The organism is Phaeobacter cretensis, assembly GCF_047372505.1.
GTDB classification, from domain to species: domain Bacteria; phylum Pseudomonadota; class Alphaproteobacteria; order Rhodobacterales; family Rhodobacteraceae; genus Phaeobacter; species Phaeobacter cretensis.
In genome coordinates this window covers 14,204-39,096 of sequence record NZ_JBKBEU010000002.1, presented here as the reverse complement: position 1 = coordinate 39,096, position 24,893 = coordinate 14,204, and the positions used below count along the sequence as shown (strand labels likewise).

Genomic DNA, 24,893 nt, shown 5'->3' with positions numbered 1-24,893 from the left:
GATCGATGTTCTCGGCTCCATGCCCACAACGATTTAGTGCACGATCGATTGCCAAGTTAAGATGTCAAATTGGAACGACTGCTGCCGAAAGCCACTTACGGGCCTCATCACCCACCAATGGCGACAGTTTCTGAAAGACATGTTGATGGTAGCTATTCAACCATGCTCTCTCCGTATTACTCAACTTGTCTAAGATCATCATATCGGTCTGGATCGGGGCCCACGTCATGTTGTGAAAACCGAGAAAACCATCAATGCCTTCAATAATTTCGAAGATATTCTCTATGCGAATGCCAAATCGTTCTGCCTCGTAGTATCCAGGCTCAATAGACACCACCATGCCGGGAAGCAAATCCACGGGATTGTATGGCTTTCCGATGCGCTGTGGATGTTCATGCACAGACAGCCGGTGGCCAATGCCATGACCTGTCCCGTGATCGTAATCCAGGCCTAGATCCCACAGCGGGCGGCGGCAGATAGCATCAATATGATGGCCTTGTGTCCCTCGCGGAAACCGCAATGTTGCCAACGAATGAAACGCTTTGAACACGGCTGTATAGGCCTGATCATAACCATCTGGGCGCTGATCAAAGGCAAAACTGCGCGTTGCATCGGTGGTCCCAGTTTCATACTGACCGCCACTATCCAAAAGATAGGTACGCTGTGGCAATATCGGGGCATTGTGACCGTTAATCGCCGCATAGTGACACATGGCAGCATTGCCGCCAGCGGCAGAGATCGTTTGAAAACTCTCGCTCAAAAAACCCGGGCGGGCCTGTCGGCAGGCGAGTATTTTTGCCTCGGCCTCGCGTTCTGTAACAGGGTCTCCTGCTGCTGCACGCGTCGGAACCGTCGCATCCAGCCAAGCAGAGAATTCCACCCACGCAACGCCATCGTGAACATGACAATCATGCAGCCCCGACAACTCTACCGAATTCTTAACGGATTTTGCGCGGGTCACTATGCTCGCGACAGACACCGGAGTTGATCCGGCAGCCGCAATCGTTTGACGCACGGCTACAGGCGAAAAGTCTGGATCGAACAACACCCGTTGACCTGCTTTGCATAGGTTTCGCAAATCTGCGAGAAACTCCGATATCGGGCGCTGCGCTACCGTAGATGGCAGATGATCACATACCTCTTCGCTCACTTTTCGCGGGTCAACAAACCAAGTAATCCCGCCTGAGCGATCTGCGATAAGAAAGGATTGTGGCATCGGATTAAAGGCCACATCATTGCCACGTACATTCAGCAGCCATGAGATGTTGTCGGGCTGTGTATCCACCAGCAACTCAGCATCCTGCGCTGCAAGATATGTCGCCAAGTCGGCGCTTTTATCGGCGCAACTACGTCCTGCCAATTGAAGAGGAAAAACGCTGACCTCGCCCAATGGTGCCGAAGGCTGAAACTGCCAGATCGCATCGACTGGGTTGTGTTCCAGAGCGGTCATTGTAGCACCTGTCTCAATACAAGCAGTTGCAAATCGATCAAACCAGCCAGGGGGAAGATGCATAGGATCAAACCCCACCTTCCAGCCATTTTGCACAACAGCGTTCAGCCACACCTCGGGCGGCTGATCAAACAGGTGATGATGCGAAAACAACGAACCCGAGCATTCATTTTCGACCTGCACGCTATAACGACCATCGACAAAGACGGCGACCGTCTCCGCAGTGACAATCGCCATCCCGGCGGATCCCGAAAACCCGGTGATATACGCCAAGCGCTCATCATGAGGGGATACATATTCACCTTGGTGCGCATCGAAGCGAGGCAGAATAAACGCATCAAGACTGCTAGCAGCCATTTCCGCTCGCAGATCTGCAATACGTGCGCCAATCGTCGGGCCGCTTAGGGTGTCAGGCATGTTCATTGATCTCTTCAGCAAGATGGCAGGCAACCTCACCGCGATCACCAAACGAGCGCAGGCGCGGTACATCCTGCCTGCAAATCTCAGATGCATGGGCACAGCGCACATGAAACGGGCAACCCGGTGGCACATCCAACGGCGAGGGCAATTCGCCCTCCAATTGAATAGCATCGCCCTTATCATCAGGGTCGAGTGAAGGTGCCGCGCTTAGTAGAGCCTGCGAATAGGGGTGCGCTGGATTGGCAAACAAGCTCTCACTATCGCCTATTTCCACAATACGGCCCAGATAGATCACCGCCACACGATGTGAGACATGGCGGACCAACCGCAAGTCATGAGCGACAAACAAAATAGTCAGATCCAGCTGTTCCTGCAGCTCCAGCAACAGGTTAACCACCTGTGCCTGCACTGAGACATCCAGCGCTGATACCAATTCATCTGCGATCAACACCTCAGGTTCCACTGCCAGCGCACGAGCGATCGCGATCCGCTGACGTTGGCCGCCCGAAAACTCATGCGGCAGTTTCTGCGCCGCATCACCTGGCAGCCGCACTAGTTCCAACAGCTCTTCTACCCGCGACGGGATATCGGTTGCGGGGCGCATTTTGTGGACGTGCAACGCCTCGCTCAGGATCTGGCCGCAGGTCATCCGCGGATTAAGCGATGAGTATGGATCCTGAAACATCATTTGCACGCGCCGATTATAACTGCGGTCGCTGCGCGCTTCGCCAGCGAAGATATCTTCTCCGTGGTGGAGAATGCTGCCGCCCTGCGGCTGATAAAGCCGGACAATGCAGCGAGCCAGGGTCGACTTGCCACACCCTGATTCACCGACAACTCCTAGGGTTTCCCCTTTGTTGAGCGCCAGGCTAACGCCGTTGAGTGCACGCACCGCCCGACCAGGCCGTTTGCGCACCACATCAATAAGGTTGCGGGGTAAATGAAACGTCAGACTTAGGTCCTGGATTTCCATTACAGTATCCGTCATGCCACCTCTCCCTGAATGCTGGGAACCGGATTGAAGCAAGCCGCCCGACGATCAGCGCTGATCATCTCCAATGGCGGTCTTTTGCTTAGGCAAATCTCCGTGCGCGCCTCACATCGCGCGGCATAGGCGCAGCCTTGCGGCAGCCTCTCTAGGCTAGGCGGTGTGCCCGGCACCGAATAGAGGGTTGTCCGGGGAGCGACATCCTGAGGAACAGAGCGCATTAACCCAGCCGTATAGGGATGGCGAGGGGTGCGCAGAACTTGCCGTACCGCGCCTTGCTCAACAATACGGCCCGCATACATCACTGCGACGTTCTCACAGGTCTGCGCCACAACGCCCAAATCGTGGGTAACCAGGATCACCCCCATATTCATCTCATCTGAGAGACGCAAAATCAGATCAAGAATCTGCGCTTGAATGGTGACATCCAGTGCGGTGGTGGGCTCATCCGCCAACAACAGCTTAGGTTCGGCGGCCAAGGCGATAGCAATCATCACACGTTGCCGCATCCCGCCGGAAAATTGGTGCGGATAATCCTGCAACCGCGAGGCAGCGGCGGGGATCCCTACATGATCGAGCATCTCTATCGCACGATCACGGCGTGCGGCGCGGGATAAATCCGTATGCGCCTTCAACGTCTCCGTCAGCTGCAATCCCACCGTCAGCAATGGATTTAGCGACGTCATAGGTTCCTGAAAGATCATCGCAACCTCGCCGCCACGAACACGACGCAGTTGCCGGTCCGTAAGGCGTGCAATATCCTGCCCCTGCCAGCGAACCTCTCCGGTCACCTCACCGTGGCGGCGGGTCAATCCCAGGATCGACCGCAGGGTTACGCTTTTGCCGGATCCGCTTTCCCCGACAAGCCCCAAGACTTCGCCCTGACGCACATCGAAACTCACATCACGCACTGCGGGCAACATCACAGCACCACGCTTAAAAGTGGTGCTGAGGTTGCGGACCTCCAGAACTGGTTGTGTCTTATGCATAATCATAGTCCTTTCCCCCGCTCAACCACGAGGCCGCAACAAATCGGCCAGCCCATCGCCGATCAGCGAAAACCCGATACCAGTCAGCACGATTGCGATTCCAGGCATCAGGCTTAGCCACCAGGCGGTGGTAATAAAATTACGCCCCTCGGCAATCAAAACGCCCCACTCTGCCTGCGGTGGTTGCGCCCCAAGCCCCAGGTAACCCAACGAAGAGCCCAACAGGATGGCCAAGGACATATCGGTCATCCAGTAGACGATCACCGGAGTGATGGCGTTCGGCAAGAGATGACGAAAGATCACCCGGCGGTCAGAATAGCCCATGACGACTCCCGCCGAAGCATAATCGTTGCCCATCTGGGTAATCACTTCTGCGCGCATCAAACGCGCATAATACACCCAGCCGACGATGGTGATCGCGATGTACATATTGACCAATCCCGGCCCCAGTACCGCGACAACGGCAATAACCAAAACCAAGAAGGGAAAGGTGATTACAGCATCCACTACCCGGCCAAAGATCATATCGGCAATACCTCGATAGTATCCCACCAATGCGCCCACTGTGACACCGATAACCATGGCAAATATCGTAGCCAATACCGCCATCTGCATATTCACGGAATAGGCCGAGATCACCCGGCTCAAACTGTCACGACCCAGCATGTCCGTGCCAAAGGGGTGCGCCCAACTTGGTGGCTGGCGCACAGCATTATAGTCAATGAAATTAGGGTCATAAGGCGCAAAGAGACCCGGAGCGATCGCCAGCAGGGCAGAGATAGAAATTATGGCAACGCCAATCATGAACCCCGGCTTTCGCAGAGCTATTTGCCAGCGACTTTGGACGGGGCGCGTCGCTTCGGGCGACAGGAGTGTGGCATCGGTCATGTCAGGCGCATCCTCGGGTCTAGTGCGCTCTGGATCAGATCGGTCAATAGGAACACAATCGAAACCAGCACGGCAAAGGTCAGGGTCAACCCCTGGATCAGCGGGTAATCACGGGCAAAAATAGCCTCCAGCATCAAACGACCAACACCAGGTACGGCGAACACCGTTTCGGTTACCAGCGTGCCGCTCATTAAGTTACCAATAGAGAGGCCCAACAGTGTGACAGTCGAAATCAATGCGTTACGCAACACGTGGCGACCAAGAATTTGCGTGGATGACAAACCTTTGGCGCGTGCAAATTCGACATATTCCGCATCGACCACTTCGATGATGGCCGACCTCAGATTCCGCATAATGATCGCCGAGGTATAAAGCGCCACGGCCACAGACGGCAGAAACAGATGATACAGGCGCGCAGTAAAACTGTCCCCATAACCACCCACCGGGAACCAGCGCAGTTGCGCTGCCAGAAAGGTCAACAAAATTAGGCCGATATAGAACACCGGCATCGACAATCCGACCTGAAACACTGTGCGTATGACAGCATCGGGCCAGCGACCCCGGTTCAACGCTGCGACAAAGGCCAGCGGCCCAGCGATCAACACTGATAGCGCTACGGCATAAGTCGTTAGAAACAGCGTTGTTGGCAGGCGCGCGGTAATTACATCCATCACCGGCGCACGCATCAGGATCGAACGGCCAAGATCACCTTGAACGGTGTTGGAGAGAAATTGCCAAAACTGGACAACCAACGCTTGATTTAACCCCAGTCTCTCTCGAATTGCAGCCAAATCGGCGTCTGATGCCCGGTCTCCCGCGATGGCAATTGCAGGGTCACCTGGCAGAAGTCGCACGAGAAGGAATATGATGACCATGACCAAAAAGAAGGTCACTGCCATCAGCATCATACGCTTTATTATATACTGTAAACTAGCCATATTGGCATCCGTTCATCTGCGCCGCCAACCTATTGGTTGACGGCGCTTTTTGCATTGCTAGGCGTGGTCAATCAGCGACTGATTGAGGCTTCCTCGAACAGGTTGTTACCCAGCGGGGTCTGTACATACCCGCTAACACCCGTGGACAAGGCCACCGCAAACGGAGTCTCATACATGAACAAGAGCGGAGCAGCTTCAGCATAGATCGACTGCATCTCGGCATATTGACCGGCGCGTGCGCCTGCATCCATTTCCGTCGCAGATGCCTCGAACAGGCCATTGAACTTTTCGTTCTCCCAACCGGTGCCAACAGCTTTGGCAGTGGGGAAATAACCCAGCCAACCTGTGACCTGGCTTGGATCATTTACATCGTTGACCCAACCATAGGTGTGGATATCGAATTCACCCGAACGGTTCTTAGCGCCACGTGTGGCATTATCCACTTGTTCCACTTTCAGCTGGATCCCCAAAGGTGCCCACATCTGTTGGAGTGCTGCAAAAATCGTGCTGTCATCCGCAGAGCCCGCCAGCGTGGTAAAGGTGATCTCTGTTCCTGGCGCTAAGCCGGCCTCCGCAATCAAGGCCTTCGCCTTGTCCAGATCATAGCCATAAAGCGGATCTGTTGCAGTCGCCAACTGAGTTGCTGCCGCCATAAGAGGCGAGGTCATAGGTTTGCCTGCACCCTGCAATACCAACCCAATCAGCGCTTGTTTGTTGGTCGCGTAGTTTAGCGCTTGGCGCACACGCTCATCTGCCAGCGGATTTGGCGAACCGTCAGCCCGCGTCGGGCGCGTATTTATCGGCGAATAGATAATCCGTGTCGACGGAAACAGATTCATGTCGATATTCTGATCGGCTTCCAATTCTGCAACACGTGAGAACGGAATGAACTCAGCCCCATCCATCTCGCCTGCCTGCAGTTTCAGAATGCGGGTGGCATCGTCTGGAATAATCTCGAAATGGACACCCTCGAGATAAGGCAGTGGCTTACCGTCAGTCCCGTCGCGCCAGTAGTGCTCATTAGCGCAAAAGTCCATTGAGGTGCCCTGTTCGAACCCACAAAGATAAAACGGTCCGGTACCAACGCCTGCGCCCTTGGCAGCGAAGATAGCGGCGGACTTTTCTTGGTCCGTAGCTCCTTCAGCGGCCTCAAACGCGGCCTTGGATACGATCCCGGTAGTAAAGGTCGCGAGCATGGACAGTATTGTAGGATCTGGCGCTGACAACGTCAGTGTAACTTCATTACCATCATTGGCAACTGTATCCAATGTTCCGAGAAGACCAGCCCAAGGACTTAGATCCGCATCACGAGCGCGGTCGAGCGAGAAGACTACATCCTCTCCAGTCATGGGCGTTCCGTCGGAGAATTTCACTCCGTCGCGCAGTGTCAGCTGTACCGTTTTGCCATCATCAGACACGCTATGGCTCTCAGCCAAACCAGCAACCACCGAATTTCCATCGGCGCTAGGGCGTAGCAGCGTATCAAAAAGGCTACCGACCATCCAGATATCTGGGTTACGGTCAGCATAAATCGGATCAATCAGTGTAGACCCATCGTAGCGGGCGAAATTCAATACGCCACCGCGATCCTGCGCGAAGGCCGGTGCTGTCAGAGCAGTAGTCAAGGCAGCCGCAGCCGCCACCAGTTTTCTTGTCATTGGTGAGATCCTCCCAGATCGATTCTCCGTCTCATATGACGAAGCATAGCGTGAGTTTTAAGATTACTAAAATTATTTTTAGCAAAAGTTCTGTCGAAAACATCAAAGCTGCTATTTTTCTGATGATGCACGGCTGAACTTACGTCGCGGTCCCTTACGCATCACTGCGACGAGCTCTTCATCGGCATGGTACTAACCCACAACTCGACGGCCCCCTCGTCACTCAACACGATTGAGTAATGCGGCTTAGAACAGTCATGGTGGACAGTGTCGCCGGGCGACATGATATGCACGACATCGCCGAGGTGGTATTCAAGTTGCCCTGAAATCAGATAGCAAAACACTTCGCCCTCATGGCACATCTTCTCAGACACATGACCAGCGGGACGGTGGATAATTGATGGGTAACATAGCGCGCCGGAAAACCCCGGACCAAGCTTCTCATATAGCCGCCCATTCACACCTAGTGCATAGGTCTGCCTGTTATCCTTATGAATATACTCTCTATATTCCTCTTCAACACTCAGTAGCTGTTCAACACTGGTCTGGAGCGCCGCAGCAATCGACAAGAGTGAGGACAAAGACGGTGTGCTGATGCCCCGTTCAACCTGAGAAATAAACCCAGGCGTCAGTTCGGTTTCTTCAGCTACTTGCACCATGGTCATTCCCATAGCCTTGCGACGACGACGGATCGCGTTTCCCAATTGTTCGGGGTTGTCCTTCTTGCGGCTTTTCTTGCGCGCACTTGCAGCGTCCATATGCGTATCCTGAAAACTTCGGTAGACCCGACGGCCCCCAATCAACGCTCATACGCTAACTGGATCGGCGACCAATTGATCCATGGGCTTCAGGAAGACATATACTAAAATTAATTATAGTGCTACATCAGAAAAGGAAGATGTGGCATCGATCTAGCGCCACCTCGGCTCAAACCCACCGGAGATTGCGATGCGCAGCACCAAAACCGTACATGTCATTTCCGCCCATGCCGAGGGTGAAGTAGGTGACGTCATCGTCGCAGGCGTAGCACAACCACCAGGCAAAACACTGTGGGATCAACGATCATTTATCGCTCAAGATCAGACACTGCGCAACTTTGTCCTAAACGAGCCGCGCGGCGGAGTTTTTCGACATGTCAACCTGCTGGTGCCCCCCAAGCATCCGGACGCAGATATGGGGTTCATCATTATGGAGCCTGAATACACGCCCCCGATGTCCGGATCTAATTCCATCTGCGTTTCAACAGTGCTGTTAGATGGTGGGATCTTGCCCATGCAGGAACCAGAAACCCATTTGACGCTGGAGGCTCCGGGCGGCTTGGTCAGCGTGCGCGCAGAATGCAAGAACGGCAAGGCCGAACGGATCTTCGTCCAGAATGTGCCCAGTTTTGCCGGAGAACTTGGTGTGACACTTGATGTTCCGGGTATTGGCAAACTGTCGGTAGATACAGCTTATGGCGGAGATAGCTTTGTTGTGGTGCAAGCATCCGATCTGGGTTTGAACATTTGCGAAGCCGAAGCGAAGGCGATTGCACAAATCGGCACGCGCATCCTAGCTGCCGCGAATGAACAGCTAAGTTTCACACATCCCAGCAATTCGGATTGGAACCATTTCTCGTTCTGCGCCTTCTGCGGACCATTGGAGCCAACCCAAACGGGATTGCGTAGCCGCTCTGCTGTGACAATCCAACCCGGAAAGGTGGACCGATCACCCACAGGCACCGCAGTCTCTGCCCGAATGGCGTTGATGTTGGCAAAGCAAGAGATGTCGCCCGATCAAGAATTTGAGGCCGTATCCATCATCGGATCCAGTTTTAAAGGCCGGATCGCCGGTCGGGTTACTGTTAATGGACACCCAGCCATCATCCCCGAGATAAGCGGTCGCGGTTGGATCACGGGAATGCATCAACACATGCTTGATCCAGATGATCCCTGGCCAACCGGATATCGCCTGAGCGACACATGGGGCGCATGATACATCGCCTCCCCACTTGATTAGCGGGCCTATGCAGGGCAAACCCGCTCGATCGAAATCGACCTACGCCAAACGGCAACAACGCAACCAACACCAATGAGGCATCCATGGCAGCCAAGCGCGCCATCTCACGTAACACGCTTCCAGACGTCATCGCCGCTGATCTACGCGAGCGTATTCTAAGTGGCGAACTGGCCGAAGGTGAGCCGATCCGCCAGGAAGCTCTGGCCGAAGAATACGATGTCTCACGAATGCCAGTTCGCGAAGCATTGAAACGATTGGACGCAGAAGGGCTCGTGCTCTTTGCCAATAATCGTGGCGCTACAGTGACCAAACATTCGCTACGTGAAATCGCCGAAATTTTTGATTTGCGCATATTGGTCGAGGTCGATCTTTTCCGCCGCTCGATCCCAGCGATGACCACCACGGATTTCGCGAGATGCAGCCAAATTTTGGATGAAATGGAAGCCTCCTATGATGCTGACGATGTGGCAACCTGGGGAGCACTGAACCACCGCTACCATTCCGCGCTTTATGCCGCGGCGGAGCGACGCCTAACCAATGATGTGCTCCAGGGTCTCAGCCTCCATTCTGATCGCTTTGTCCGCATGCACCTAAGCGTGATGAAGCAACGCGAACCCGCCAAATCCGAGCACCGCGATCTGCTGGCCCTCGCGGAAGCACGGAACGTCGAGGGCGCATGCGAAGCACTGACCCGACACATCTCTCGCACAAAGGAAGAGTTACTGACTTTGGTAGCGGAAAACCGCAACTAGACTCTTACTCGCCCTAAGTGGCGATCATTTTCACCCTTAAATTTTCGAACTCGCCTGTGTCTTCTCTTGTGACCGACCTTAAAACCAATATATTTAGTCGGGAATTATCCAAAGCGTCCTCAACGCTCATTTTGAACAAACGGATCCATCACAAATGATGCCAGTACAAACGTTGACCTTGCCGCACGCGCAAGAGCCTGAGCGCTTGTATACATGCCCTGCTTTCAGCGAACAGGACTACAGTATTCTCAATACCTTACGGCTGGCCGCGATGGGATGTCGGGTCGCCGCGCGCACTGATCTTTTTGAAGCCTGCGCCCTCCTATTCGTTGATGGAGAAGACGCTAAACGAACCTATGTCGACACTTTCGTAAAGTGCTTGCCAGAAGCATTGATGCGGCGAATCAAGTGGCTGCGGCCTGGTACCACTGAAGTTTCCTTTGACGAAGCTTGGGTTCTGCGCTGTCTGTCTCGCATTTCAGCTGACGATCATGATAGTCTTGGCTTCTTGTTGAGATCGCAGATTGAACCTGGTCAGCGTCGCTACATCGGATTTTTGCTGGGCCATATTTCTGAGCAATTCCCTAAGATTTAGAACCATTCTAAAAAGACTTGCTATACGCGCCCCGATGGCTATGTTGTTCCCCACAGCAAGCCAGCTCCAGCCAGCCAGCTATTTTATGAATGGAATATTGGGGAACACGATGACACAGACCGCTGCTGCACTCTCGACCGATGCAAAAACCGCAATCGCCGATGCGCTTAACCAATCCGTGGCAGAAACCGCTGTCACTACGATGCTCGCCCAGAATTTCCACTGGAACGTAAAAGGCATGTCATTCGGACCTCTGCACGACCTGTTTCAGAAAATCTACGAAGACCATTTTATCGGGCAGGATGATCTAGCTGAACGCGTTCGCGCGCTGGATATTCATGCCGAAGGCACGTTGGCCGGGATGTTGAAACGCTCCAAAGTGGCTGAACATGACGGCCATGCAACCGATCAGGAAATGATCCGCATCATGATGGAAGCGCAGGAGACGCTGGCGTCAACCCTCGCTGGCAGCGGGGCATTGGCCGCTGATCACGGTGATACCCTGACCGAAGATCTGTGCATTGCGCGCGGTCAGACGCATGAGAAATTCGCTTGGTTCTTACGCTCTCATCTCGCGGGTTGATCAAGGAACCGATCGCCTGTGGAAATTCAGCCCTAGCGCCTGTATGTGGATCGCGGTCAGAGGATATCCTCGACCGCGATTTTTCGTTTCGCCAGCTTCTTGCGATATGCGATATCCCAATGGGTGTATTTACCCAGTTGCCCCTGTTGCGCAGTCAGCATCCTGACAAATGCGCGCCGATGGCTGTCCTTTTTCAACGCTTTGAAAAGAGATTTCTGCGCCTTAGTCATCGAACAACCAATGCAGTGACCTTCGCGTTTGAATTTGCACACATCAATGCAGGGGCTGGGTATCTTGGGCATATCGAACCTTATGCGGTGGCCTAGCTTAACTCGCTAGAGATGGGGCAGAACGGGATTGATGCAACCCCAAAGGGCCTGCGTTTTCCTCAAATCCTGTCAAATCCAAAAACCGAACGAACCGCAACCCATCAAACCGCCAAGGTCACAGCCTTGCTTCTGGTATAGGCATCCAGGCCTTCCAAACCCTTTTCGCGCCCAAATCCGGATTTCCGATTGCCACCAAATGGCAACTCAATGCCTCCTGCCCAGTAATCATTCACCGTTACCTGCCCTGCATCAACACGGCGTGCCATCCGCAACGCAGTCGAAATATCCTTGGTGTAGATGCCCGCAGCCAATGCAAACTCAGTCCCATTCGCAAGAGTGACTGCCTCATCCTCATCGTCAAAGACCTGAACCGCCAATACCGGGCCAAAAATTTCCTGCAGAACTGCGTCATCATTTGCAGGCAAATCATCCAGAATAGTCGGCGCATAGAACCAACCATCTCCACTGTCCTGATCTACAAGAGACATACCGCCAGTTACAATATCGACACCTCGCGCACGGGCGCAGGCCACGTGATCGTCTATTTTCGCCAAATGACTGGATGAGTTCACCGCTCCCATATCTGGCCCGCGCAACCCATGACCAACCCGCAACGCCTTTGCACCGAGAACCAGTTTGTCACGCACTTCGGCATGAAGACTACGATGAACCAGCAATCGCGACCCAGCCGAGCAGATTTGTCCAGCGTTAGAAAAAATCGCCCAAAGTGCCCCCTCGACCACCGCATCTACGTCGGCATCGCCAAACGCTAACAGTGGCGATTTACCACCCAATTCCAACGTCAGCCCCGTCACATTTGGTGCAACACTTTGCATCACGCCAACACCGGTCGCAACGGATCCCGTGAACGTCACATGCCGAACACGTGGGTCACGCACAAGTGGCGCCCCAGCAGCCAGACCCGTGCCGGTCACGACATTGACCACCCCAGCGGGCAGACCGGCCCGGATCAATAAATCCGCAATCATCAGTGCCGTGAAAGGTGTCGTTTCAGCGGGTTTGACCACCGCTGAACACCCCGCCGCCAACGCAGGGGCGATGCCACGTACCAGGGTCGAGGTCGGGTAATTCCAAGGAACGATATGTGCCGTCACGCCAACTGGTTCACGCAGTGTGAAAGCGGCATTATCATTGCCGAGATTAATACTACGACCATCCAGTTTGTCTGCAGCACCTGCGTAATATTCAAACAAGCGTGCAGATCCCGCAATGTCGCCGCGCGCTTCTGCAAGTGTCTTTCCGCTGTCCAGGCATTCAACGACCGCTAGATGCTCAGCCTCGGCGCGTATCAGTTGGGCCGCCGCATTCAAAATCGCGCAGCGCTGTGCAGGTGGTGTCGCACTCCAGATAGCAAAACCACGTTCCGAACTGGTGACTGCACGGTCGATATCAGCCGCATCGCCCGCTGCAAAGTCTGCGAAAGCTACACCACGACCCGGATCAAAACTCTGCATCCGCTCACCAGCATAGGCTACGGCAGGGCCTCCGTTGATGAAATGATCACCCGGCAGATTTGGGAGAGTACCCGTTTCAAAATAGGTCGAGATCCGGTGATCAACCGTCATTGCACGTTCTCACTGCAGGTATATTTCGATTTAGCTAACCACTCTGGATTGATCTCGACACCCCAACCGGGCTGATCGCTGACCACGACTTGTCCATTCGTGACAACGAACGGGTCATTCGCAAACAGATCACGCTGCCACGGATAATAGTCGTCGCCCTCAATCGAAAACTCCAGATAACGACCGGGCAACTCTACAGCACGCAACATGTGCATAGTAAACAGCGTTACCATCGACAGATTTGCGCAATGCGGCGTACAGGGCAGTCCGGCAACGGCACCCAAGCGCGCCACCTCCATGCTGCGGACCATACCACCAAGATAAAGAATATCCGGCTGGATAATATCAACCGCGCGCATCTCGATCATGCGGCTCCAGGTCTGCAAATCCCAATCCTGCTCACCACCCGCGACATCCATATCTAGGGCACGGGTCACCTCGGCTGTCTGTTCCAGAAGCCAATAGGGGCAAGGCTCCTCAAAGTGCTCATACCCGTGGTCCTGCAAACGGTGTCCGACCTCGATGGCGCGCTGGGGTGAAAACCCGGAATTGCCGTCGACGAGCAAAGAGGCCTCATCTCCAAGCGCACTCCGAACGGTTGGAATAATCTCTTCCGTCCGTCCAGGCCATTCATCCCGGTCTTCGCCGCATTCTGCGCCCACCCGCACCTTGAAGGCATCAAACCCATCGCGGTCGTGCAGCGATTTCAGACGACTAGCTTCCTCTTGTGGGGTGATATCGCGGCGCATGGAGGAAGCATATGCCCGGATCGGTCCAGCCGTCCCGCCCAACAAGGCTGCCACTGGTTTCTCTGCAACCTTGCCGCGCCAATCCCAAACCGCAGTATCGAGCCCCGCCATCGCACGCCGTAAATAAGTGCCGGGATATTTGTGCTCGCGGAGCGGGATTTCGTCGATCACCGCCTCTAACGCATCCATCCCGCGCCCCAACGCCCAAGGGGCCACTTGGCGATGCAAGATCTCGCAGGTCAGATCGCTGTTGTAGGTCGAAACCTGGCCCCAGCCCTGCTGACCATCCTCTGACGTAACTCGGGCAAACCCGATCAAAGGGGTGCAAAACGTCTCGATCCGGCGAATGCGTAGCCCGGTATCCTCCTGCCCGTGATTGTCGCGGACGGGTACTGCTCCAGACGCGGAATAGGGCGTGCTCATACGGCCTCCAAGATCATATCAGCCGCCCGGTGGGCCAGCATCATTGTTGGGGCATTGGTGTTGCCCGATGTAATATTTGGAAAGACTGAGGCATCAACGACCCTCAACCCATCAAACCCATGCAGTTTAAGCTTCGGGCAGACAACGGCACTGTCTGCATCTGCGCCCATGCGGCAAGTGCCGACTGGATGAAACACGGTGCTACAACGCTCGCGGAAATCTGACAGGATATCTGTGTCTGACATCTGGCGCAGGTCGGGATCAAGCGCCGCCTTGATCAACGCCTCAATTGCCGGTGCCGTCGCCAAACGTTGACACAGTCGCCCCCCGGCAATGACTTGCGCCTGATCTTCGTCACTCGCCAGAGAATTTGGCCGAATAAGTGGTGCAGCCGCCGGATCCGCGCTGCGTAGATCCACCCGCCCGCGACTTGTTGGGCGCGAGGGCTGAAAGCCAATAATAAACCCGGCAAAGGGATCAGGCTGGATCACCTCGCGCTTGCCACTTGGCGTCGTCGTGTAGGTTACCGGGTTAAAATACAACTGTTGGTCCGGCCGCGCCAGATCCTGCCTGCTACGGAAATACCCCCCGCATTGATTCACCGAAAGCGCCAACGGACCACGCCGCCGGAACGCATAGTGCAGTGCTGCCCGAATTTTGCCGGTCAGTGGTGACAGTACATTATTCAATGTCGGCTCTGTCGCGCGGAAGTAATAGTTGACGCCCAGATGATCTTGGAGATTACCTCCGACATGAGGTCGATCCTGCAGGACATCTATCCCATGCTGTCGCAGCAGATCTGCGGGGCCAACCCCGGATTTCTGTAACAAACAAGGCGAGGCAACCGCCCCCGCCGACAGAATGATCTCATACCTGGCTGGAATAGAGAGAGACTTACCTCTCCGGTGCAGCTGGACTGCGGTTGCACGACGGCCGCTAAAGACGATCCGTTCCACCAAAGCGCCTGTCATCAGCGTCACATTCGACCGCTTCAGCGCAGGTACCAGAAACGCCCGCGCCGAATGCATCCGCCGACCGCCGCTGGTATTCAAACGATAGACTGCCGCCCCTTCGCCATCCGAGGCATTCACATCATCAGTCTTAGGCAAATCCAATTGCGCCGCCGCGGTAAAGAAGTGCCGGTTCACCGGGTGGATCTGATCAGAAACATCTTGCACGTGCAGCGGGCCGGCACCATCTCTCTGCCCATCTGGGGAAACCCGCGTCTCTATTGTCTCATAGGTACGCTGCACTGTATCCCAACCCCAGCCGGTTGCTCCAGCAGCTTCCCAATCGTCAAAATCCTGCGGCACGCCACGCGCATAGACCAGCGCATTAATTGCCCCTGACCCACCTACGCCCTTACCACGAGGCCAATACCCCTTGCGCCCCGCAAGCGCCTCTTCACGCTCGCTCTCGTATTTCCAGTTCACCGCCGGATCAAAGAACGTTTTTCCATAACCCAAAGGGAGCGCGATCCATGGCGAGCGGCCGCGTCCCCCGGCCTCAAGGATCAGCACTTTGTGTCGTCCCGATCGACTCAAACGCTCCGCCAGTACACACCCCGCAGAGCCCGCACCAATGATAATGTAATCAAATGTCGCCACGTGCCTGATCGTCCGTAATATTTTTGTCATTAAATCGGTACAGAGCAGATCAAAAAAACAGAAACGAAAAAAAATTCGTCACTACCTTAAAAAAATTCGTCAACTGTCTATTGTGATACGATGTACAGCGATCTTCCCCCGATGAACTGGCTCCGTGCCTTTGACGCCAGCGCCCGCAATGGCAGTTTCACTCTGGCAGCAGAGGAGCTAGGCCTAACCCCATCCGCAGTCAGCTATCAGGTACGCGGTCTGGAAGCTCGGCTCGGACACAAGCTGTTTCGCCGCGACAACAAATTGCTCAGCCTGACGCGATTGGGACATGCTTATCTGCCAGTGGTGGCCAAAGCCTTTGCAGATATTGATGCCACGACCTGGAACCTGTTTGGCAAAGGTATCCAAGAGGAGGTAACTCTTCGCTGTCTCACTTCGTTAAACCTCCTATGGCTGATGCCGCTATTGGAGGATTACAAAACAAAATATCCCACCAGTCGACTGCGGGTTTTGTCGTCATCATGGAGCGAGCTGTCACAGGGTGAGTCCATTGACATCGACATACGCTATGGAGATGGCAGCTGGCGGGATGGAGCTGTCCTGCCGTTGATGCAGAACAAAGTGATTGCTGTCGCTCCACCCAATCTGCTTGATACCGAACCGTATCCCAGTTTGCACAAGCTTCCCTTGATCGAAATGACCGGCGTCGTAGACACATGGCGTCATTTTTTTACACTTCACGATCCTGACGCAACGGTTCCAGAGTCCGCATATAAAGTGGACCAGTCCCTGATCGCATTAGAGTTGGCAGATCGGGGTTTAGGGGTTGCTCTCGTCGCCGATATCTTTGCACACCCGTATCTTGAGCGGGGCACATTGGTCCGAGTCGGACATACCGCCCTGTCGACCCAACATGGGCATCACCTCGTGCTACCTTCAGATCGCAACAGCCATCGTCCAGAAGTCAGGAACTTGGTGGAATGGCTGCAAATGCAGGCCCATATCAGTTCAGACCTTACAGCCGCAGCGATTGCCTCATCTCCGTAGGGAAGATACGTTCAGCATTGAAGTTATCCACAATGCGTGATGGCCATCCAGTTCTGATCGAACCGATCAAATACGCGCAAAGCCCCTAAGCCCAATCAAAAGCCACCTGTAGATCGCTATGCTTTCTGTTCTTGCAAATCGAACCTATCGCCATCTTCTGGCAGCGCAAGTCATCGCCTTACTTGGTACCGGGCTCGCAACTGTCGCGCTCGGCCTGCTTGCTTGGCAAATTGCCGGTGAAGAGGCTGGTGTCGTTCTTGGCACCGCCTTGGCGATCAAGATGGTGGCCTATGTCAGCTTGGCTCCGATTGTGTCTGCTTTGGCAGATCGATTACCGCGCCGCATTATGCTCGTGGCTCTGGATTTGATCCGCGCGGGCGTTGCTCTGGCGTTGCCCTTTGTCACTGAAATCTGGCAGATTTATTGTCTGATCTTCATGATGCAGGCCGCTTCGGCCGGGTTCACGCCTACATTTCAGGCCACTATACCCGATGTGATTCCGGACGAAGCCGAGTACACCCGCGCCCTATCTCTGTCTCGGCTCGCATACGATCTGGAAAGCCTTCTATCGCCGATGCTGGCTGCCGCACTGCTGACCGTTGTTAGCTTCCAAGCGCTGTTTTTTGGAACTGTGATCGGGTTTGTCGTCTCTGCGCTCTTGGTGATGTCGGTACCTATTCCATCGCCGAAACCGGGCGAACCGCGCAGTGTCTGGACGCGTACAACACGCGGCATCCGGCTCTACTTCGCGACACCACGATTACGCGCACTGTTGTCGTTGAACATGGTCGTTGCTGCTGCATCCTCAATGGTCATTGTAAATACCGTGGTGATTGTCAAAGGGCGCTTTGATCTTCACGAAGCGCAGGTCGCCATTGCTTTAGCAGCGTTTGGCGGTGGATCAATGGTCGCGGCCTTACTGCTACCCCGTGTACTTGATCATTTACCAGACCGCCCGCCAATGCTGATCGGTGGCTGCATCCTTACGTTTGGGTTGTTGGCCGGCCCATTAGCAACCAGTTTTGCCCTATTGGTTACGCTTTGGTCTCTACTCGGTTTCGGCTTTAGCCTGGCGATGACACCTACCGGACGATTGCTGCGCCGATCCGCAATACCCGAAGACCGTCCAGCACTGTTCGCTGCACAGTTCGCACTTAGCCATGCCTGCTGGCTGATAACCTACCCATTGGCTGGACAAATTGGCGCTTGGGCAGGTTTCAACACAACTTTCTTGGTGCTGGGAACCATCGCGTTCTGCAGCCTGGCACTGGCCATAAAGCTCTGGCACGCCGACCCGGCAATAGCGAATTCAACCAACGACACGACCCATCGCCATCCAGAGCTGGGCCCAGATCACCCTCACCTGATCGCCTATGGACAGGGGCAATTTCATCGACATCCTGATGTTGTCGACAAACTGCATCCGCGCGACTAACGAGGCCCAAGAAATGCGCCGAACCACCATACTTCCTCTAGCGATACCAATAAGGGATGGGTTGGGTTGCTTGAGCGGTATACTGAGACAAGAAAAGCAGATGACCGCACTCGCGGTGGCCAATACGGTCATCAAAATGTCAAACCACACGACTTAGCTTTTGTTTAGCCTGTCATTTCCCAGTCATCAGCATCAGCGTCCCAACCTGTGTCATGCACACCTGATGAGCTTGCCTGCGTCGCCGCTGTCGGCTCTGAGACATTGAAATTCGCCACCAGCTCGGCCAGCTTTGTCGCGTCGCCACGCAGCATGTGGCTGGCGGCGGTAGATTCCTCCACCATTGCAGCATTCTGCTGGGTCACCTGATCCAACTGCGACATGCCAATGTTGATCTCATTCAGGCCAGTCGACTGTGACGCGGCACCATCAGCAATATCTGAAACCTGCTGCGAGATCTGCCCGACCTGAGCCACGATATCACTCAGCGCGGTACCAGCCTTGCCGACCAGCTCCACACCGTAGTCGACCTTCTTCGAGCTTTCACTGATCAGCGTCTTGATCTCCATCGCCGCCTCGGATGTGCGTTGTGACAGGCCCCGAACTTCAGATGCAACCACCGCGAAACCGCGACCTGCGTCGCCCGCACGCGCGGCCTCTACTCCTGCGTTCAGCGCCAGAAGGTTGGTCTGAAACGCAATATCGTCAATCACACCAATGATCTGAGCGATATGTTTTGAGCTTTCCTCAATATCGGTCATTGCCGAAACCGCACTGCTTACGACGCTGCCGTTTTTGACCGCTTCGCTCTTGGCATCCTGGGTGGTGGATTCAACAGCCCGCGCACCCTCGGCAGCAGATTTCACACTGGCGGTCAGCTCATCCAAAGCGGCTGCAGTTTCTTCCAGAGTAGCGGCCTGGCTTTCCGTTCGCCGCGACAGATCATCAGATGCCTGACTGATCTCATCCGCGCCATTGCGAATAGAAGACGCTACATCAACCATATCAACAACAGTTGTGCTCAGTGTTTCCGCAGTCAGGTTAAAGTCCGATTGCAGTTGCGCATAGCCCTCGGTCAGTTCTTCGTTGATACGAGCCGACAGATCCCCCTGGGCCAATCGTGCAAGTCCGCTGCCAATCGCCGTGACAGCAGCCGCCTGTTGCGCTTGATGTGCGGCACGTTCCTCTTCTGTAGCTTTAGACAAAGCCTCCTTTTCCACAAGGCCGTCGCGGAACACGGTCAGTGCTTGCGCAATCCGGTGGATTTCATCGCTGGTTCGGTCGAAACCCTTGATGGGGCTTAGATCCCCATCGGCCAACCGTTCCGTAGTTCGGCTGATCGCGTTCAGTGGGCGCTGAACCAGCCAATGTGTCAGCAATAGCGCAACCACCAGGAGCCCGCCCGCCATCATAAGAAGGCGTTCAATATTGGTGTAGGCCTCATCCACCGTGGTTGCGATGTCATTGGCCATATAGGCAATCTCGCCCCGGCTACCGGACCCAAGCAGTGAGGCCCGGCTGGCGATCTGCAGAACGGCATTGGCAGTTGCATTCGCCTCTTTGGTTGCGTCTACATTTGCTGTAAGCGACGCAATCCGGAAAATCGCCAGACCCTGATCAGGTTGTGCCAAAGCAGTGATCTCAGCCAGTTGTTGAGCGAGGCGGCCACCGTCAAACGTTTTATACTCAGAGAGCGCGGCGGCGGCGCGTTCCATCGGTTCAGCTGCGGCACGTGTTTGCGGGACGGTCTGAGCGGTGACAACATCCAGTGCAGCAACCTGAAAATTGCTAATCCACGTATTGATTTCCAACAATGTGTTGAGGAAACCCACCTCATTGGTCAGCAGGCCCTGGATTGCCTTTTTGCTGTCTGCACTTGCGTCCTCCGCAGCCAATGTCACTTCGAAGACCATATCATCGACTGCGGTTGCCAATTCGGTATCACTGGACAGCCGCGCGCTCAGCACATCTTGCCGCAAAGCGTTGGACTGAAGCCGCCCGCGCGACACAGCCTGCTGCAACACCGCGGCCGCATCACGAATAGTAAAGATTGGAACAACGCCTGGCGCATCAACTTCCAATGTGTCTATCACCTCCTTCAAACGGCCATCCGACGCTTTGGCCAGGTCCGTAAGGATAGACTGCATCGCACGATCATCCGTTTCACCAATCGCCAACGCAATGCCCGAGATCAAGTTGATTTCCGCGCGCGCCTGCAACAGCGACTGCAACGTAGCAAATTTGACTTCGACCAGATCAACCAACGTCGCATCTACATCAGCCATGGTCTGCTCGCCGCCCTTGGTCAGGTTCAAGTAGGCCTCATCCGCCATCGCCGCTAAAGTGACCTGCAACGCGCTGCTTTGCTCTTGTAACTGCGCGGTCATTGCGATGACTGCCGACGCGTTCTTAAACGCAACAGTGCGCGCCGCAATCGAAGCATCCAATGCCTCTTCAACCATCACTACATCAGGCTTGAATTCATCGCGCAGCACATCAGGCAGCTGTCGCACAGCCCCATCGAGCGCCTTCACGGCCGTCGTTACATCACTCTTTGCAAAATCGAGCGCATTGAGCGTATCCGCCAGCATAACTGATACCATGGCGTCCTTGGTCCGGGCCGCCGCAGCCGTCATCTGACCACTTAATTCCAGCTCAGGAAGTTTTTCCTTAGAAAGCACATGCACATCTGCCGACACTCGTTCAAACACCTGCGTTACAGCGAACCCAATTGCTGCTGAGGTGCCAGCCATCGCCAGTAAAATAAGAAACATCTTGGCGCGAATACTGGACAATGGGTTCCACCGCCGTGCTGCGCGTTTACGTGTCTGCGTCGTCATGATCATTCCCGTAAGTCATTAATAGAATTAATTTCTGCCCAAATTCGGACAGGCGCCGGGCAGTCGAGGCGCTGAATGCGCCTCGACCAAAATACCGAGGTCTACTTTAGGATCCGCCGCCGGAGACGACGGGCTGAAAGCCGCCATCCTTTGTAATACGGGTCAGGAACACATCATCCATTCCCTGATTATCATCTGGCCCAAAGCGCATGGTAACACCGCCGAATTCAACATCACGCAAACCAGCCATCGCCGCGAGGTAGCTTTCGCGAGTGAGATCTGCGCCGACGTCTTCCAACGCACGAATGGCAAGGCGACCGGTCAAATATCCTTCAAGAGTGACAAATCCCGGCTCGGCATCTGCGTCCACGGCCTTCAACGCCTGCTGATATTGTGCAACCACTGGCACAGACTGATCCCATGGGAACGGCACAACCTGACTGATAATCACGTCTTCGCCTGCATCACCCAGTTCCTTGGCCAGCGCATCCGATCCAACAAAAGAGATGTTCACGAAGGTCGGGTTGAACTTGAGTTTACGCGACAACTTGATGAATTCAGCCACTGGCTTATATGCGCCAACCATCACCACGGCATCCGGCTTTGCTTTGCGAATTGTCAGCAGCGCCTTTTTTACAGCTACGGTATTTCGCGTATAGGTACCCTCTGCAACCAGCGTCATGCCGCGTTTTTCCAAGGCGGCAGTAACACCCGCCAGACCTACCCGGCCAAATCCATCGTCCTGATATAGCAGCGCAACAGACTTCATATTCTGTTCATCTACCAGATGTGAAATCCAAGCTTCCGTTTCAGCCGCATAGGTGGCTCGAACGTTGAGAATATTGCCGTGACTCGCATCCCGCAGAAATCCTGCGCCGGTGAATGGCCCGATAAAAGGCATCCCTGCATCAGTCGCAATCGGCTGCGTCGCAGACGCCGTTGGCGTACCGACGGCACCGATCAGGCCAATATGCTGATTGTCCGAAATCACCTGTTTGACCAGTGTTACGGAGCGATCAGGCTCATAGCTGTCATCCATACTGTCCAGAGCGATATTGCGCCCATGCACACCACCAGCGGCGTTCACCTCGGCAAAGGCAGCCTCCAGCCCAAGCTGCATACCCTGCCCCAGTGCCGCAGCCGGCCCGTCAAGCGCAGCGACCTGTGCGAAACGGACTTCATTTTCTGAAACACCTTGCCCTGCCAGCCCTAGTGTTGGCAGGACTACAGCCAGCGCCGTCGCGGTAATTACTTTTTTTAGCAGCATCGATTTACTCCACCTTCCATTGCATTGGTGCAGCCTCTCGCCTACCCGTTAACAAAGCACCTAGACGGCAGAATAACCCTGCGTAAAATAAACGACGCATTTTACATATCGCTTAGAACGGAGGGCCAACGGATAAATCATCGACTTAACCGGCGCTGCCTGCTAAGTTAATGACGCTTGATTTTGGTCGCTACCTAGGGCCCTGCTATCGTGAAAATTCCTTTGTTCTTTGATGGCTACGACCTCAAAGCCTATGATTTCCGCGGCGGGCAATCTCTGTCATACCTACGTGAACGACTGCGCTATGGCTACCGCTTGATGAAGGGTGCCCAGCCCCGCACCGGATTCTACGTCGCCTTCACGAATCTCTCCAAAAGCCTTCAGATGCTTGGCCACGACGTTGTGATAAATGACTTTGCTTTTGCGCGCAGGCACCCGGATCATCCAATCGGTCTAAGCGGCTACCTGCCGCCTTTGGCCCGATTTGGGCTACGCAACCCGGCGCTCTACGGTCCGGGTCGGGTCCCAGACCCTGATGATTTGGAAGTCCTGCAGCGGCAGCTGAACCTACGGATTTTGACCTACCCATCCACCTGGCCGATACAACTTAATCCTGTTGAAATCCGTCGCCAGTTTGCCCCCATGTTTGTCGGTATCGACACCGATGCCTGGCCAGATATGTCCGGCAATGAAAAATCTATTGATATCCTGTTGTACAACAAGGTCCGCTGGCATCGAAAATCTGCCCGCGAGACAGATCTGGTGCAGCCACTGCGGGATCTCCTGAAAGCGCGTGGGCTGACTTGGCGTGAATTGAACTACGGCTCCCATACCCCAACGCAATATCGCGACCTGGTTTCGCGCAGCCGCGCGCTCCTGTTTTGTACCGAGCATGAAACCCAAGGGTTGGCCTATCAGGAAGCGATGTCTGCCAATCTGCCCGTATTCGCATGGGATCAGGGAGAGCTAGTCGATCCATCGCAACGTGCCCTTACTGCGGGAGAAGTCATCCCCAGTTCGGTGCCTTACTTCGACGAACGCTGCGGGTTACAGTTTCAAATAAACAATATCGAAGAACAATTCGATCGCTTCTGGCGGGCCTTGCCGACCTATCGGCCGCGTGACTACGTGTTGGAAACATTATCCCTGCGCTGCGGCGGTGAGCGGTTTATGTCGCTTTATACACCGCTCCTTGATGCAGGCTCGGCACCGGCTTCCGAAGTCTTCACTCCTGCGGAAGCCAACATCGCCGTCACATCCGAGGGTGTCTGACGAAACACCGTCTCAGGCAATGCCGCGATCCGGGCACGACAGGCTGCCGCCCGTTCTGGCGTTATACTCTTCAATAGTTGTACCAGCGCCTCAGCGTCAGCGGCTGGCAAGGTCCAACCCTGCCCGGTTTCGTCAATTTTGCGGCCAGTCTGGGTTCCTGCTACAGCGATAACGGGGCAGCCGTGCCACCCGGCCTCATAAATCCGATTGGGCAGCAACAAATCCGAATTGCCCCTGACAAGACCATCCCCAGCCTGCCAAAGGTCCTGTGCCCACACAACGTCACAGGTATTGTAACAAGCCGCCAATCCATCCGGATAGTCATAGGCTCCGTGGAAAACAACGTTATCTAGCTGCACGATGCGGCTATGAAAATCTGGCAACACATGTTCGTGGATCTTACCATGAATATGCAGCTCTACCGCTGGGCCCAAATAGGCAGCAACCTTAAGCAGCAACTCAAAACTTGGCCGACAGCGTATGGCCCCGATCCAGCCTAATCGCTGCACATCACTCACAACGCCCGCGTCATGATCCGCGCAGGGGCGCAACATCCCTTCGGGAACAACCATCTTATTTTCAACCAGATGCCAAGGGCCATCATAACCCTGTATTGGCAAAAAATATCCCGCATGAAAGCCTGATGACGACAGCCACAAAACATCGATCCCAGCCATCAGACGGCGTTCTCCCCATCTCGCAACCTTGGCATTGAGGCCCTGACCCTCAAATAGTGAATGGATATCCAGTACTTCATAAGCCAGAGAGGCGCGGCTCACACTGCGTCGCCGTACAGCCGCAGCCAAGGCCAACATATCAACGTTACGCGCAACCAGTAGATCGGCTTGTTGCACCAATGAGATCAGCTCCGGATTACGTAACGCCGCAGCCAGCGCCAGTCGCCCTCGCCTCAACAATCCGTGCTGACCGATTTCGCCCAGATCGATATTCTGCCAGCTAACATCTGGCATTGGACCTTTGCGCGAACTAACGGAAATCACCTCATGCCCAAGCGCCTGAAATGCGGCCAACCGCCGCAACTGCGCAACATCGGTGAGATCAGACGCAAAGCAGACCAGCCGGGCCACGAC

Annotated in this window: 21 protein-coding genes; 7 read left to right on the top strand and 14 right to left on the bottom strand. The window is 54.8% G+C overall.

What is annotated here, in order from left to right; genetic code table 11:
- Nucleotides 1-64 precede the first annotated feature (64 nt).
- The 7 genes from ACEWZM_RS19015 to ACEWZM_RS18985 form a co-directional block, all read right to left on the bottom strand.
- Nucleotides 65-1,867, bottom strand: coding sequence for an aminopeptidase P family protein (locus ACEWZM_RS19015; protein WP_414008206.1), 1,803 nt, complete (start codon nt 1,865-1,867; stop codon nt 65-67).
- The gene (locus ACEWZM_RS19010) at nt 1,860-2,858 is read right to left on the bottom strand and encodes an ABC transporter ATP-binding protein (RefSeq protein ID WP_414008205.1); all 999 of its coding nucleotides are present in this window, start codon (nt 2,856-2,858) and stop codon (nt 1,860-1,862) included. Before ACEWZM_RS19010 ends, ACEWZM_RS19015 begins: the two co-directional genes overlap by 8 nt.
- Nucleotides 2,855-3,853 carry an ABC transporter ATP-binding protein gene (locus ACEWZM_RS19005; RefSeq protein ID WP_414008204.1) on the bottom strand — a complete coding sequence of 333 codons (999 nt, stop codon included), beginning with the start codon at nt 3,851-3,853 and terminating at the stop codon, nt 2,855-2,857. Before ACEWZM_RS19005 ends, ACEWZM_RS19010 begins: the two co-directional genes overlap by 4 nt.
- Nucleotides 3,854-3,868: 15 nt before the next feature.
- On the bottom strand, nt 3,869-4,735 hold the full coding sequence (locus ACEWZM_RS19000) for an ABC transporter permease (protein ID WP_414008203.1): 867 nt from the start codon (nt 4,733-4,735) through the stop codon (nt 3,869-3,871).
- Nucleotides 4,732-5,673, bottom strand: coding sequence for an ABC transporter permease (locus tag ACEWZM_RS18995; protein WP_414008202.1), 942 nt, complete (start codon nt 5,671-5,673; stop codon nt 4,732-4,734). Before ACEWZM_RS18995 ends, ACEWZM_RS19000 begins: the two co-directional genes overlap by 4 nt.
- Before the next feature lie 71 nt (nt 5,674-5,744).
- Nucleotides 5,745-7,331 (bottom strand): ABC transporter substrate-binding protein, encoded by a 1,587-nt coding sequence (locus ACEWZM_RS18990; RefSeq protein WP_414008201.1) that lies wholly within the window; start codon nt 7,329-7,331, stop codon nt 5,745-5,747.
- 161 nt (nt 7,332-7,492) lie between these two features.
- Nucleotides 7,493-8,089 (bottom strand): helix-turn-helix domain-containing protein, encoded by a 597-nt coding sequence (locus tag ACEWZM_RS18985; protein WP_414008200.1) that lies wholly within the window; start codon nt 8,087-8,089, stop codon nt 7,493-7,495.
- Between the two features lie 190 nt (nt 8,090-8,279).
- Here ACEWZM_RS18985 and ACEWZM_RS18980 point away from each other — a divergent pair, with 190 nt between their 5' ends.
- The 4 genes from ACEWZM_RS18980 to ACEWZM_RS18965 all read left to right on the top strand — a co-directional run bounded on the left by ACEWZM_RS18980 (nt 8,280) and on the right by ACEWZM_RS18965 (nt 11,259).
- Nucleotides 8,280-9,305: a trans-3-hydroxy-L-proline dehydratase gene (locus tag ACEWZM_RS18980; protein ID WP_414008199.1), complete on the top strand. Its 1,026-nt coding sequence runs from the start codon at nt 8,280-8,282 to the stop codon at nt 9,303-9,305.
- 107 nt (nt 9,306-9,412) lie between these two features.
- Complete coding sequence (locus tag ACEWZM_RS18975) at nt 9,413-10,081, top strand: GntR family transcriptional regulator (protein ID WP_414008198.1); 669 nt, start codon at nt 9,413-9,415, stop codon at nt 10,079-10,081.
- A 154-nt stretch (nt 10,082-10,235) separates the two neighbouring features.
- Entirely contained in the window at nt 10,236-10,676 is a 441-nt protein-coding gene (locus tag ACEWZM_RS18970) for a hypothetical protein (RefSeq protein WP_414008197.1), read from the top strand.
- Nucleotides 10,677-10,785: 109 nt separating this feature from the next.
- Nucleotides 10,786-11,259, top strand: coding sequence for a Dps family protein (locus ACEWZM_RS18965; RefSeq protein WP_414008196.1), 474 nt, complete (start codon nt 10,786-10,788; stop codon nt 11,257-11,259).
- A gap of 56 nt (nt 11,260-11,315) precedes the next feature.
- On the opposite strand, the gene ACEWZM_RS18960 is transcribed toward ACEWZM_RS18965, so the two are convergent.
- From ACEWZM_RS18960 to ACEWZM_RS18945, 4 genes are all read right to left on the bottom strand, one after another.
- Entirely contained in the window at nt 11,316-11,561 is a 246-nt protein-coding gene (locus tag ACEWZM_RS18960; RefSeq protein WP_414008195.1) for a DUF1289 domain-containing protein, read from the bottom strand.
- A 128-nt stretch (nt 11,562-11,689) separates the two neighbouring features.
- Nucleotides 11,690-13,174: an aldehyde dehydrogenase family protein gene (locus ACEWZM_RS18955; RefSeq protein WP_414008194.1), complete on the bottom strand. Its 1,485-nt coding sequence runs from the start codon at nt 13,172-13,174 to the stop codon at nt 11,690-11,692.
- Nucleotides 13,171-14,346: a mandelate racemase/muconate lactonizing enzyme family protein gene (locus ACEWZM_RS18950; RefSeq protein ID WP_414008193.1), complete on the bottom strand. Its 1,176-nt coding sequence runs from the start codon at nt 14,344-14,346 to the stop codon at nt 13,171-13,173. The genes ACEWZM_RS18955 and ACEWZM_RS18950 overlap by 4 nt, the downstream gene beginning before the upstream one ends.
- A complete protein-coding gene (locus ACEWZM_RS18945) occupies nt 14,343-15,953 on the bottom strand; it encodes a GMC family oxidoreductase (protein ID WP_414008192.1) in 1,611 nt (536 codons plus the stop codon). Before ACEWZM_RS18945 ends, ACEWZM_RS18950 begins: the two co-directional genes overlap by 4 nt.
- A 141-nt stretch (nt 15,954-16,094) precedes the next feature.
- Here ACEWZM_RS18945 and ACEWZM_RS18940 point away from each other — a divergent pair, with 141 nt between their 5' ends.
- Complete coding sequence (locus ACEWZM_RS18940) at nt 16,095-16,991, top strand: LysR substrate-binding domain-containing protein (RefSeq protein WP_414008191.1); 897 nt, start codon at nt 16,095-16,097, stop codon at nt 16,989-16,991.
- A 118-nt stretch (nt 16,992-17,109) separates the two neighbouring features.
- Nucleotides 17,110-18,426 (top strand): MFS transporter, encoded by a 1,317-nt coding sequence (locus ACEWZM_RS18935; RefSeq protein WP_414008190.1) that lies wholly within the window; start codon nt 17,110-17,112, stop codon nt 18,424-18,426.
- A gap of 164 nt (nt 18,427-18,590) precedes the next feature.
- Here the strand turns inward: ACEWZM_RS18935 and ACEWZM_RS18930 are convergent, their stop codons facing one another.
- A complete protein-coding gene (locus ACEWZM_RS18930; protein WP_414008189.1) occupies nt 18,591-21,263 on the bottom strand; it encodes a methyl-accepting chemotaxis protein in 2,673 nt (890 codons plus the stop codon).
- 106 nt (nt 21,264-21,369) lie between these two features.
- Entirely contained in the window at nt 21,370-22,530 is a 1,161-nt protein-coding gene (locus ACEWZM_RS18925; RefSeq protein WP_414008188.1) for an ABC transporter substrate-binding protein, read from the bottom strand.
- A 210-nt stretch (nt 22,531-22,740) separates the two neighbouring features.
- Here ACEWZM_RS18925 and ACEWZM_RS18920 point away from each other — a divergent pair, with 210 nt between their 5' ends.
- On the top strand, nt 22,741-23,802 hold the full coding sequence (locus ACEWZM_RS18920; protein WP_414008187.1) for a glycosyltransferase: 1,062 nt from the start codon (nt 22,741-22,743) through the stop codon (nt 23,800-23,802).
- Here ACEWZM_RS18920 and ACEWZM_RS18915 read toward each other — a convergent pair.
- Nucleotides 23,709-24,890: a glycosyltransferase gene (locus ACEWZM_RS18915; protein ID WP_414008186.1), complete on the bottom strand. Its 1,182-nt coding sequence runs from the start codon at nt 24,888-24,890 to the stop codon at nt 23,709-23,711. The two genes, ACEWZM_RS18920 and ACEWZM_RS18915, sit on opposite strands and share 94 nt — an antisense overlap.
- Nucleotides 24,891-24,893: the final 3 nt, after the last annotated feature.

Bases quoted from the DNA above. Each gene is read 5' to 3' on its own strand.
- ACEWZM_RS19015 (WP_414008206.1), bottom strand. From the start codon at position 1,867: ATGCCTGACACCCTAAGCGGCCCGACGATTGGCGCACGTATTGCAGAT.
- ACEWZM_RS19010 (WP_414008205.1), bottom strand. From the start codon at position 2,858: ATGACGGATACTGTAATGGAAATCCAGGACCTAAGTCTGACGTTTCAT.
- ACEWZM_RS19005 (WP_414008204.1), bottom strand. From the start codon at position 3,853: ATGATTATGCATAAGACACAACCAGTTCTGGAGGTCCGCAACCTCAGC.
- ACEWZM_RS19000 (WP_414008203.1), bottom strand. From the start codon at position 4,735: ATGACCGATGCCACACTCCTGTCGCCCGAAGCGACGCGCCCCGTCCAA.
- ACEWZM_RS18995 (WP_414008202.1), bottom strand. From the start codon at position 5,673: ATGGCTAGTTTACAGTATATAATAAAGCGTATGATGCTGATGGCAGTG.
- ACEWZM_RS18990 (WP_414008201.1), bottom strand. From the start codon at position 7,331: ATGACAAGAAAACTGGTGGCGGCTGCGGCTGCCTTGACTACTGCTCTG.
- ACEWZM_RS18985 (WP_414008200.1), bottom strand. From the start codon at position 8,089: ATGGACGCTGCAAGTGCGCGCAAGAAAAGCCGCAAGAAGGACAACCCC.
- ACEWZM_RS18980 (WP_414008199.1), top strand. From the start codon at position 8,280: ATGCGCAGCACCAAAACCGTACATGTCATTTCCGCCCATGCCGAGGGT.
- ACEWZM_RS18975 (WP_414008198.1), top strand. From the start codon at position 9,413: ATGGCAGCCAAGCGCGCCATCTCACGTAACACGCTTCCAGACGTCATC.
- ACEWZM_RS18970 (WP_414008197.1), top strand. From the start codon at position 10,236: ATGATGCCAGTACAAACGTTGACCTTGCCGCACGCGCAAGAGCCTGAG.
- ACEWZM_RS18965 (WP_414008196.1), top strand. From the start codon at position 10,786: ATGACACAGACCGCTGCTGCACTCTCGACCGATGCAAAAACCGCAATC.
- ACEWZM_RS18960 (WP_414008195.1), bottom strand. From the start codon at position 11,561: ATGCCCAAGATACCCAGCCCCTGCATTGATGTGTGCAAATTCAAACGC.
- ACEWZM_RS18955 (WP_414008194.1), bottom strand. From the start codon at position 13,174: ATGACGGTTGATCACCGGATCTCGACCTATTTTGAAACGGGTACTCTC.
- ACEWZM_RS18950 (WP_414008193.1), bottom strand. From the start codon at position 14,346: ATGAGCACGCCCTATTCCGCGTCTGGAGCAGTACCCGTCCGCGACAAT.
- ACEWZM_RS18940 (WP_414008191.1), top strand. From the start codon at position 16,095: ATGAACTGGCTCCGTGCCTTTGACGCCAGCGCCCGCAATGGCAGTTTC.
- ACEWZM_RS18935 (WP_414008190.1), top strand. From the start codon at position 17,110: ATGCTTTCTGTTCTTGCAAATCGAACCTATCGCCATCTTCTGGCAGCG.
- ACEWZM_RS18930 (WP_414008189.1), bottom strand. From the start codon at position 21,263: ATGACGACGCAGACACGTAAACGCGCAGCACGGCGGTGGAACCCATTG.
- ACEWZM_RS18925 (WP_414008188.1), bottom strand. From the start codon at position 22,530: ATGCTGCTAAAAAAAGTAATTACCGCGACGGCGCTGGCTGTAGTCCTG.